This is a genomic window from Psychrilyobacter sp., assembly GCF_037132775.1.
In the GTDB taxonomy this organism is placed as follows: Bacteria; Fusobacteriota; Fusobacteriia; order Fusobacteriales; family Fusobacteriaceae; genus Psychrilyobacter.
Genome location: NZ_JBAHZY010000050.1, coordinates 1 through 10593 on the forward strand (window position 1 = coordinate 1; position 10593 = coordinate 10593).

The following is a 10593-nucleotide window of genomic DNA, read 5'->3' on the forward strand; positions in this document are numbered from 1 at the left end:
AAACAATCTTAAATTTAAACTTAGAAGAGTAAGTTTTTCGTGTATTCATAATCAAAATCCCCCATATTGTTTTCTTAAATTATACCCTATTTTTTTGCTTAAGGTTAAACACTCTTTGTATGAATTTATACGACCATTATATCCTTTATTTTTTAGATCATAGGTGGTTACGTTAGTATTATAATGAACTGATTGAGCACAAAATTTACAATCTTCTTCGCATTTACCAGATTTTGCATTTGAAATAGTACAGGTATGAACTTTATTTCCACAATATTTTTCTCTTATTTCGTTAGCAACTGTAAATAATTCCATAAGTTGAGGACCTTTAATTTTAGTAAGAGCTAAAGCTTCTTCTGGAGTTATTTCTCCATCAATAAAATCCCTAATATTAATTTTATTCATATATTTCTCCTTTTTATAATTTTTAATAATATTCTTTTATAAAATTCATGATATTTTTATACTTTTTTTAATTTTGGAATAGTTAATACAATAAAATTAATCAAAAAAGAAGAAATAATTACCATATTTCCTGCTGTTCCCCCCATTAATTTACCATAGAGAGCCAAACCTCCTCCCAACAAAATTCCTAATATAGCATATTTTTTTTCACATCTATATCCTAAAATTCCTGCTAGACAAGGAACTATAAAAGCTCCTGAATAAACCGCCAAAGCAAGTAGCAATGTCGGCAATATAAAGGTAAAATTTAATGCTATCAATATAGAAAACAAACCGAAAATAAGAACAAATACTCTGGTTAATCTAATAGCGTTTTCTTCCCTTAGGTCCTTCATAAAGACTTGAGCAAAGGTAGAAGAGGCTGTAAGCAGGGTTGTATCTGCTGAAGAGATAACTGCTGATAACAGTCCAAAATAAAGCAAGATTACTATTGGCTGAGGTAATACTCTGTCTGCTAAAAACATCAACACCGATCCATTGACTATATCTATCCCGTAGTTTGAACTCGCATAAACTCCTATCCCTGCCAGAATAAATCCCAATGGGATTAAAATTACAATGGATAATTTTATTGCTTGTTTAGCTGTCTTCTCATCTCTTGCACAAAATATCCTGGAGTAAATATCCGGCCCCACCAAGAAAGTAGATGAATAGGTAAGGATCATAATAAAAAGATCTAAAGAACCAAATTTTTCATTGATCAGCCCCATCCCCCTCATATTTCCTCCATCTTTTAAGATATAAGTAAAACAAAGAATAATTCCAGCTATTATAAATATAAATTGAATAAAATCTGTTTTAATAATGGAGAGCTGTCCACCTAAAAAGGTATAGGCAATAAATACTAAACCACTTATAATAACTGCAGTAGAATAATTCATATCCACAAAAATAGAAATTATCTTAGCAGATCCCATAATTTGTGCCGCAACTATACCTATCCATGCAATAGGTATAATAACGGACGAAAGATTTTTTACTTCATCCCCATAAAATTCTCCCAGGAGTTCTGGAAGGTTGTAACTATTATATTTATTTAACTTGTTTACCAAAGGCAAAAGACCTAAAAGACCTAAAGCAGCACAGAGCATAAACCAAGATCCAGCCCATCCATTGGCATAGGAAAAATTAACACTTCCTATAATTGCTGAACTTCCTAATACTGTTGCCAAAAGACTTCCAGCAACTTCCCTTACACCGGCATTTTTTCCAGCTATAAAATAATCTTTTGATCCCCTTATTTTTTTATAAGAACTATATCCTATAAAGATAACTATAAAAAAATATAAACTTAAAATTATCTGATTCATTCAACCCCTCCTATATAACAAATATTAATTATAACAAATATTAATGTTGTAACATATATATATTAAAATATATATATATAAATAAAAGGAGGCACAAAGCCTCCTTTTATTTATGCTTTAACTTGTCTTATAACATCTAATACAGTTCCATCTCTATATTCTATAATACCTACTATTGTATCTTCGTAAGATACTCTTTCTGGTTTTCCTGTAAGTATCTCTACTTCATTTTTTAAATGTTCAATTGTTTTAAGTTCTATCCCTGCAAGTTCCATTTTTTCGATTAAATCAGTTCTTCTAGGATTTATACAAATACCTCTTTCAGTAACTAAAACATCTATTGTCTCACCCGGAGTAGCTACATTAGTAACTTTATCTAAAATAATAGGAATTCTTTTTCTCATAGTAGGGGCTACAACTACTGTTAAGTTAGCTCCTGCTGCAGTATCAGGTGCTCCACCTAGAGCTCCCATAATGATTCCTGTTGAACCTGTGATTGAATTAATATTAAAATCTGTATCAATCTCTGTTGCAGATAAAATCATCATATCTAGTTGGTGAGCTGAACATCCTTTATTATGAGGATTAGCATATGTTGACGCTGACATCTCTACATGATTTCTATTCCTATCTACAGAAGAAGCTGCTGCTCCATCAAAAGTTTGAACATCTAACAATGCATTAAATAATCCTGCTTCTAATAATTCAACAAGATAAGCCGTTATTCCTCCAGCTGCAAATGAACCTTTAATTTGATTGCTTTCCATATATTCTCTTAAAAATTTACAAACAGCTAATGAAGCTCCACCAGATCCGGCTTGAAATGCAAATCCATCCTTAACTAAACCTGAGGCAACCAATACTTTTGCAGCTTCTTCAGCAATTAAAAGGTCAGTTGGATTTTTAGTAACTCTTGTAGCTCCTGTAGCTATTTTTTCGGGATCTCCGATAGAATCTACTACTACTACATAATCTACGTCAGACATTGAGATTGAAACGTCTACTAAAGGAAAGGCTACTAAGTTATCAGTGATAGCTATTACTTTTGCAGCATATTTAGCATCGACCATAGGATAGCCCATTACACCAAAAGCAGATTTTCCATCTTTACCATTCATATTTCCCATAGTATCGCATGTTGGAGCTGCTATAAAAGCTACATCGATTTTTACATCTCCAGCTTCAATTGCTCTAGCTCTTCCCCCATGACTTCTAAAAATAACAGGTTTTCCTAAGATATTATTTTTAGCTATCTCTTTTGCGATATTACCTCTTAATCCTGAAGTTTCAAGACCAGTTACTACTCCATTTTTAATGTGTTCTACTAAAGGCTCGTGTGCTTTTGTAAGAGATGAAGCACAGATAGTTATGTCTTTAATTCCCATATTTGCAATTTCATCCATAACCATATTTAATACATAATCTCCATTTCTTAAATGATGATGAAAGGATACTGTCATTCCATCTTTAAGACCTGAGTTTTGGATAGCTTCCTTTAAATTAGAAAGAACTTTTTTAAGTCCTGGTTTAGATCCAGATTTTTGAGGTGCATATTTTTCCCCTGTTGGTTCAACTGCGAAAGGTCCCTCATATCCTTTAACATCTCCGTAACCTTCTATGTAAGTAGGAATTTCTCTTCCAGCTCTATTAATAAAAATTTCTTTTTTCATTTTATCCTCCAAATTATTTAATCAACCCTGCACCTTTAGCTAGACTCACAACTCTTTCTGCCTTAGCAATTACAGGAATATCTACCATTTTACCATTTACAGTTATAACTCCTCCAGATTCTATATTAGCTGATTTAGCTGCTTCTAGTATTTCAATAGATTTATTTACGTCTTCCATAGATGGTGTAAATATATTATGCACAACTTTTATTTGAGATGGGTGAATACAAGACTTACCTGCAAATCCTAAATTTTTAGCCGATTCAGCTTCTTTTCGAAAGCCCTCTATGTCAGATACATCTGACCATACAGTGTCAATTGCGTCAACTTTAGCTATTGAGGCAGCCATAGATACTTGTGATCTTGCATAGAATAATTCAGTTCCTGCTTTAGTTCTATCTGTTCCAAGAGTTCTTGTGAAGTCTTCTGCACCGAATGAAATTGACACAACTCTATCAGAAGATTGTGCGATAGCTAAAGCATTCATGACACCTAGAGGCGTTTCTAAAGATGCTTGAATTTTTACAGTTCCTGCTTCTATATTATTTTCCTTTTCCACTTCACTTAATAATTGATCCAATTCCACTATGTGTTCTGGCTTTTCACACATAGGAAGTCTCATTCTAGTAAGACCTGCTGGAACTAATGCCTTTACATCTAATTCTCCAAAAGGAGCTTTCTCTCCAAAAGGAGTTCTCAAAGGATTTATTCTTACAAATATTTCACAATTTCCAAAATCAACAGCTTTTAGAGCTTCTACTAATAGATCTCTAGCTGCTTCTTTTTCATCATATTTCACAGCATCTTCCAAATCAAATAAAATACAATCTGGTTTGAAAATAGATGTGTTAAAAAGTAATTTAGGATTACTTGCTGGTGCAAATAACATAGTTCTTCTTAATCTTTTCATCAATTTATACCTCCAGCATTTATAGCTCTCTTAATTGCAGTTTTTGTTCTTGCTTTTATTATGAAATTCAAAGCTCCAAAATCTTCAACTTTAACATGAGCATTTTCAATCTGAAGTTCATCCAAAGCTTCCATAGCTGCTTTTTCCATAAGAGTTCCAAACATTCCTTTAAGTTTAGATTTTATTTCCACTGTTTTCCCTTGAGCCTCTAAATTAACAGTTACAACTGCATCAGATGCTTTTTCATTTCCACAAATACCTATCATTTTGACATCTCCTTTATTAATTGTTAATTAAACACATTGAGTAATATTCCTGCTGCTACTGCTGAACCAATTACTCCTGCTACATTTGGTCCCATTGCATGCATCAGTAAGAAGTTTTGAGGGTTTTCCTCTTGTCCTATTTTTTGAACAACTCTTGCCGCCATAGGTACTGCCGATACTCCTGCTGCTCCTATCATAGGATTTATTTTCCCTCCTGATAATTTGCACATTATTTTTCCAAAAATTACTCCACTTGCTGTTCCTATTGAAAATGCTACAAGACCTAAAGCTATAATTTTTAATGTTTGAGGATTTAAAAAGTTCTCTGCATCAGCTGTTGCTCCTACAGTTAATCCTAATACAATTGTAATCATATACATCAAAGAATTTGAAGCAACTTCTGTTAATTTAGGAACTACTCCTGATTCTTTAATTAAATTTCCAAACATTAACATCCCGACTAAAGGTGCAGAACTTGGAAGTAATAATACAACTAAAACAGTTACAAGTATAGGAAATATTATTTTTTCTTTTTTACTTACATGTCTTGCCTGTTCCATTTTTATTTTTCTCTCTTCTTTTGTAGTAAGAGCTCTTATTATTGGTGGTTGAATAATAGGAACCAGTGCCATATATGAGTACGCCGCTAAGGCTATTGGTCCTAATAAATGAGGTGCTAATTTTGAAGTTAAATAGATTGCTGTTGGTCCATCTGCTCCACCTATTATTCCTATTGCTGCTGCCTCTGGTCCTAAAAATCCAAGATAAATTGCTCCTAAAAAAGCAGAGAATATTCCAAATTGTGCTGCTGCTCCTAATAATAAACTTTTAGGATTAGCTATGAGTGGTCCAAAATCTGTTCCTGCTCCTACACATAAAAAAATTAATGGTGGATAGATTCCTAATTTTGTACCCTTATATAAATAGTAAAATAATCCTCCTTCATCCATCAAGGCAGAGCCTGGAAGGTTAACCATTAACATTCCGAATGCTATCGGTATCAGTAAATAAGGTTCATAACCTTTTTTTATTGCAAGGTACAAAAATACACATGCAATCATCATCATTATTACTTGCTTCATATTTAAAAGAGAAAGGCCTGAACTCCCTATAAATTGTGTTATAATTTCTAGCATTTTCTCCCTCCTATCCTAAAGATACTATTGTATCTCCTAAATTAACTTGCGCACCTTTTTCCACATTAACCGCTGTTATAGTTCCGGCATTCGGCGCAAAAATTTCAGTTTCCATCTTCATAGCTTCAAGAACTGCGACTAGCTGATCTTTGGCAACACTATCACCTTTACTAACTTTAATATCTATAATCACACCAGGCATTGGTGCAGTGACACTTTCTCCTCCGGTTGCTATAGATATTGGTGTTGACTGACCTATTGTTTCTGCTTTTATTTCACCTTGTACCGAACTTATCTCTTGTAATTCCACTTCGTATGCTTTCCCATTAACTTTTATCTTATATATTTTTTTCATTTTTCAATAACCCTCCGTTTATAGTTTCGTTATTCTAGTTATTTTGTAATTAGTATCTTTTTCTTCCCCTGCTGCTTCCATAGAAGCTACAAGTGCTGCTACCATCATATCCTCATCAGATTCTAATTCACTATAATTTACACCTGTTACTGCTGCGACTGTTGGTCTTTTTTTCTGAGGTACTACTTTTTGTTTTTCTTGAGGGATATATTTAAATAATCCCAAAATTAAAGATAAAACAAATAATAAGATAAATACTATTGTCATAGCTATTGCCGTTAGTTGTAACCCCTCTGGAAAGGTCATTTGTGCTTGAAATATCAATTTTTTCACCACCTTAAACTATTATGTTGATATGGTACTCCTCTATTTCTTCCACTTGAGGCTTGCCTTTTTTTTCTAAAAATTTTCTAGCTATCTCAGGGAATAAGGCATACATAAGTACATCTTCTTCTGATTTTGCTAAATCGCCAATTTCCATTGTAAGTTTTTCAAATTCCGGTTCTATATCATCTGCCGGCCTATGGGTGATCGGTTGTTCATCTTTAACTATCAATTTTTTTATTTCCTCATTTAACTCTGCAGGTGCTTGACCATACATTCCTAAAACATAGTCTTTTATTTCTTTTGGAACTACCTTATACCTTGATCCTGTTAGTATATTAAATACAGCCTGTGTTCCCACCATCTGAGATAGAGGGGTAACTAAAGGTGGAAAACCTAAATCTTTTCTTACTCTGGGAATTTCATTTAACACTGCTTCATATTTATCAGCAGCTCCCTGTCCTTCAAGTTGTGATAAAAGATTTGATAACATCCCCCCTGGAACTTGATATTTAATTGTTTTAGGTTCAACATCCATTACCTTTGGATTCAAAAGTCCTTCGGCTCTATATTTTTCCTTGATTGGTTTAAAATAATCAGCTATTTCGGATAAAAGATCTAAATTTAATTTAGGATCTCTTTCATGACCTTTATAAATTTCTGCAAATACTTCGGTACACGGCTGAGCTGTCCCCCCAGAAAATGGTGAGATACCAGTATCTATTATATCTACTCCAGCTTCTATAGCTTTCATATAGAGCATCGAAGCTATCCCTGAAGTACAGTGAGTATGAAGCTCAATTGGTATAGATGTTACTTTTTTTATTTTTGTGATTAATTCATAGGCAACTTCTGGAAGTAAAATTCCCGCCATATCTTTTATGCATATAGAGTCAGCTTTCATAGCTTCGATCTCTTTTGCTTTTTCAACATAATAATCTACAGTATGTATCTCACTTGTTGTATATGCCATACACACTTGACAGTGCCCACCATATTTTTTTGTTGCATCTACGGCAGTTTTAATATTTCGATAGTCATTTAAAGCATCGAATATTCTTATAATATCAATTCCATTTTCAATAGATTTTTCTACAAATTTTTCAACTACATCGTCCCCATAGTGCCTATATCCAAGTAAATTTTGACCTCTTAAAAGCATCTGTAATTTTGTATTTTTAACTCTCTTTCTTATTTCTCGGAGTCTTTCCCATGGATCTTCATCCAGAAATCTTATACAAGCGTCAAATGTTGCCCCACCCCATACTTCTAAAGAGTGATATCCAACACAATCCATTTTTTCAAGGATTGGTAATATTTCATCTGTTTTTAACCTGGTGGCAATTAGAGACTGATGACCATCTCTAAGCGCTGTTTCTGTTATCTTTAACCTTTTCAAATTACTACCTCCTTCATGCTGTATATTGTATACAGTATTTTTTTAGACAATTGATTATATCTTTTTAAAGTTTCTTTTGTCAATGTTTTTTTTACAATATATTGTTTGATAACAATACGTTTTATCTAAAAAACTTTCTTTTTTCATAAATAAAAGCCAAGAAAAAATTCTTGACTTTCATTTAACTATTTAAATTTAATTAACCTTTAGCGAACATTTTGAATATTATCGAAGCAATTATAAGAATAAGTCCTCCACCAAGTCTGGATGAAATCTGTGCATATGAGATTAGGTTCATTCTCTTTGATGCTCCTAATACCTCTATATCTCCAGATCCTCCTCTGTTTGCCATACAAAGACCTGCGGTGATAGAAGATTCAATAGCATAGAACCCTACTAAATGACCCATAACACCTGCTCCAACAGTAGCTCCTATAACTATCATTAATGCGATAATTAAGTTTGCTGGTGTAATTGCAGAAATAATTTCCCCTAAGTCAGTATAAGCTATTCCTACTCCTACCATAAGAACCCAAGTAAGCTGCTTAGAGAAGAACTTTTGGAACTTTCCTGCTCCTTGCTTTATAGAAAGTGGGATAATTCCAAATCCATTAAATGCCACTAGAAGTAATACTGTCAATGCATATGTATGAATTCCAGATAAGATACCAACATTTTTATTTAAGAAAGTAGCAATCATATAAGCTGAAAGACCTACTATAAATCCTACTGCCATATCTCTTGGAGTTACTTCTACTTTTTCATCCTCTTCTAATTCAAGGTTTCCAACTCTTACAAGCTCCCCTTCACCTGATAATGCTGGGTACTTCTTACCTAGCTTATTCAGAAATGCTGCTACTATGATAGCCCAGATATTAGCGATTGTTAATATTGCGATTGCATATGAGTAGTAAGCTTCCTTAGAGTTTCCTGTAGCCTCCTCATAGATTTCAGCTAGTGGTACTGCTCCTGCTCCGTTTCCTCCACCCATTGTAGGTAGTACATATAACATCATGATGTCCTTTGGAGAAATTCCAAAGATGAAACCACCTAAGATTCCCATAATCGATGCCCCTATTACTGCTACTAAGATAGTTGGAATATAACCTACTAAAGACTTTAATAGTAACTTTCTATTAACTGCAAAGATTGAACCAGTCATTAAAACAATGATATATAGAGTTAAGAACTTTGTCTTCTTCATGAAGTGAGTTACTATTTCTATTTCTCTTTCTGTAAACCAACCCTGGTATACAAAGAATGCTGCTGCTAAGAATATTAAAACTGGTGCACCACCGATATATTCCTTAAATACAGGTAATCTGTCTCCGATCTCTCCGAATACAGCTCCAAACACAAATGAAAACCCTAATGCTCCTACAATACCTGTAGGTAATGAATCTGTAAAGTGAACTAATAATACTGCTACTAATGGAAGTAAGAATAATTGGATTGACATTCCAAACACCTTAATTCCTGATTTTTTATTTTGAATACTTATTGCTTTTTCCATTTTTCCCTCCTAAATAATTACATTTAAATCTAAATTTAAATTCCATTATTTACCCCAAATTTTAGATTGAATAAATTTTTATCTAAAATTTTTAGAGTTAACACAGATTCTAACAGTTTTTGAATCTGGTATTCCGGTTTAAAACTTAATTTAAACATCGATATGATATTGAACTTCCTCTTCAAAAATTCTGTATATTGTATACAGGATTCTTATTCCAAGGTAATTATACTCAATAAAACAAAACTTGTCAAATTTTGTTTTGTTTTCAATCTTATCGTTTAAATTTCAAGGTTATTTTTCAATTGTGGGGTTTATTGAGGGAATATTAACATAGTAATTTTTTTAATATATATATATTAAAAAAAGCTATAAAATGTTGACTCAAAGAGAAGAAATCACACATTATAGCTTTTATTTATTTTAAAAGAATATTAATAATAAAATTCCTAGATCTTTCTAAGTGCATTTTATTGAGTTTTAAAGTTTTTATAATATTTTTTTCTTTTATTGCTTCTACAATAGCCTTATGATCCTGAAATGCAATCTCTTTTCGTGCCCCACTATCTATAGCCATTTTTCTAAATCTTTTCATATAAAAATTTAAATTTTTAATCATTTCTGTAACTCTGTTTAGTTTTGCTATTTCATAAAGAAGATCATTAAATGATGAAAAAAGATCAAATACATCGTTCATTCTATTTTCATCATTTAGAAGATTTTTAGTTTCTTTCATGAGATCATCTAATTTTTGGATACCATCAGAATTTGCCTGTAATATAACTTCTTTAAGAATTACTTCTTCTAGTGCAATTCTTATCTTATAGATTTCATCTATATCTAATTTATTAATTCCAGTTACTGTGACTCCACCTTTTGATTGAGATTCTACAAGACCTTCTAATTCTAACATTCGAATAGCTTCTCTTATAGGTGTTCTACTTATTTGAAATTTTTCTGCATAATCAGTTTCTATAATTCGACTTCCTGGTTGCAGTGTGCCATCTATAACTAATGCTTTTAATTGATCATATACTAATTCTCTCATTCTTTTGCTTTTTTGAATTATCATTTAGGGCCCCTCTATTTTATATTTAAGATATTATTGGCGGTGAGTCTTGTCAAGCACACCACCACATATTTTCAAGGAAAACTTCATTTGCAGTAAAATAATTTAATACTTTTCGCGGTCTATTTCTAATTCTTTCTACAGTTCTTTCTAACTCATCATCTGGTATTTCTGAA

At 32.4% G+C, this 10593-nt stretch carries 11 protein-coding genes; all 11 read right to left on the reverse strand.

The genetic code is table 11. From position 1 onward, the window contains the following. Positions 1–51: 51 nt before the first annotated feature. The 11 genes from V5784_RS03415 to V5784_RS03465 all read right to left on the reverse strand — a co-directional run bounded on the left by V5784_RS03415 (position 52) and on the right by V5784_RS03465 (position 10420). Complete coding sequence (locus tag V5784_RS03415; RefSeq protein ID WP_336887649.1) at positions 52–405, reverse strand: hypothetical protein; 354 nt, start codon at positions 403–405, stop codon at positions 52–54. A 56-nt stretch (positions 406–461) separates the two neighbouring features. Next, on the reverse strand, positions 462–1775 hold the full coding sequence (locus tag V5784_RS03420) for a sodium:solute symporter family protein (RefSeq protein ID WP_336887650.1): 1314 nt from the start codon (positions 1773–1775) through the stop codon (positions 462–464). A 110-nt stretch (positions 1776–1885) separates the two neighbouring features. Further along, a complete protein-coding gene (gene citF, locus V5784_RS03425; RefSeq protein WP_336887651.1) occupies positions 1886–3445 on the reverse strand; it encodes a citrate lyase subunit alpha in 1560 nt (519 codons plus the stop codon). Positions 3446–3458: 13 nt separating this feature from the next. Beyond that, positions 3459–4355, reverse strand: a complete 897-nt coding sequence (locus V5784_RS03430) for an aldolase/citrate lyase family protein (protein WP_336887652.1) — start codon at positions 4353–4355, stop codon at positions 3459–3461. Next, the gene (gene citD, locus V5784_RS03435) at positions 4355–4621 is read right to left on the reverse strand and encodes a citrate lyase acyl carrier protein (RefSeq protein ID WP_336887653.1); all 267 of its coding nucleotides are present in this window, start codon (positions 4619–4621) and stop codon (positions 4355–4357) included. Before citD ends, V5784_RS03430 begins: the two co-directional genes overlap by 1 nt. A gap of 23 nt (positions 4622–4644) precedes the next feature. Further along, positions 4645–5757 (reverse strand): sodium ion-translocating decarboxylase subunit beta, encoded by a 1113-nt coding sequence (locus V5784_RS03440; protein WP_336887654.1) that lies wholly within the window; start codon positions 5755–5757, stop codon positions 4645–4647. A gap of 10 nt (positions 5758–5767) precedes the next feature. Further along, complete coding sequence (locus V5784_RS03445; protein ID WP_336887655.1) at positions 5768–6112, reverse strand: biotin/lipoyl-containing protein; 345 nt, start codon at positions 6110–6112, stop codon at positions 5768–5770. 18 nt (positions 6113–6130) lie between these two features. Continuing rightward, positions 6131–6436, reverse strand: coding sequence for an OadG family protein (locus V5784_RS03450; RefSeq protein WP_336887656.1), 306 nt, complete (start codon positions 6434–6436; stop codon positions 6131–6133). A 13-nt stretch (positions 6437–6449) separates the two neighbouring features. Continuing rightward, entirely contained in the window at positions 6450–7835 is a 1386-nt protein-coding gene (locus V5784_RS03455) for an oxaloacetate decarboxylase subunit alpha (RefSeq protein WP_336887657.1), read from the reverse strand. Positions 7836–8034: 199 nt separating this feature from the next. Next, the gene (locus V5784_RS03460) at positions 8035–9348 is read right to left on the reverse strand and encodes a 2-hydroxycarboxylate transporter family protein (protein WP_336887658.1); all 1314 of its coding nucleotides are present in this window, start codon (positions 9346–9348) and stop codon (positions 8035–8037) included. A gap of 418 nt (positions 9349–9766) precedes the next feature. After that, a complete protein-coding gene (locus V5784_RS03465; protein ID WP_336887659.1) occupies positions 9767–10420 on the reverse strand; it encodes a GntR family transcriptional regulator in 654 nt (217 codons plus the stop codon). Between the last annotated feature and the right edge of the window lie 173 nt (positions 10421–10593).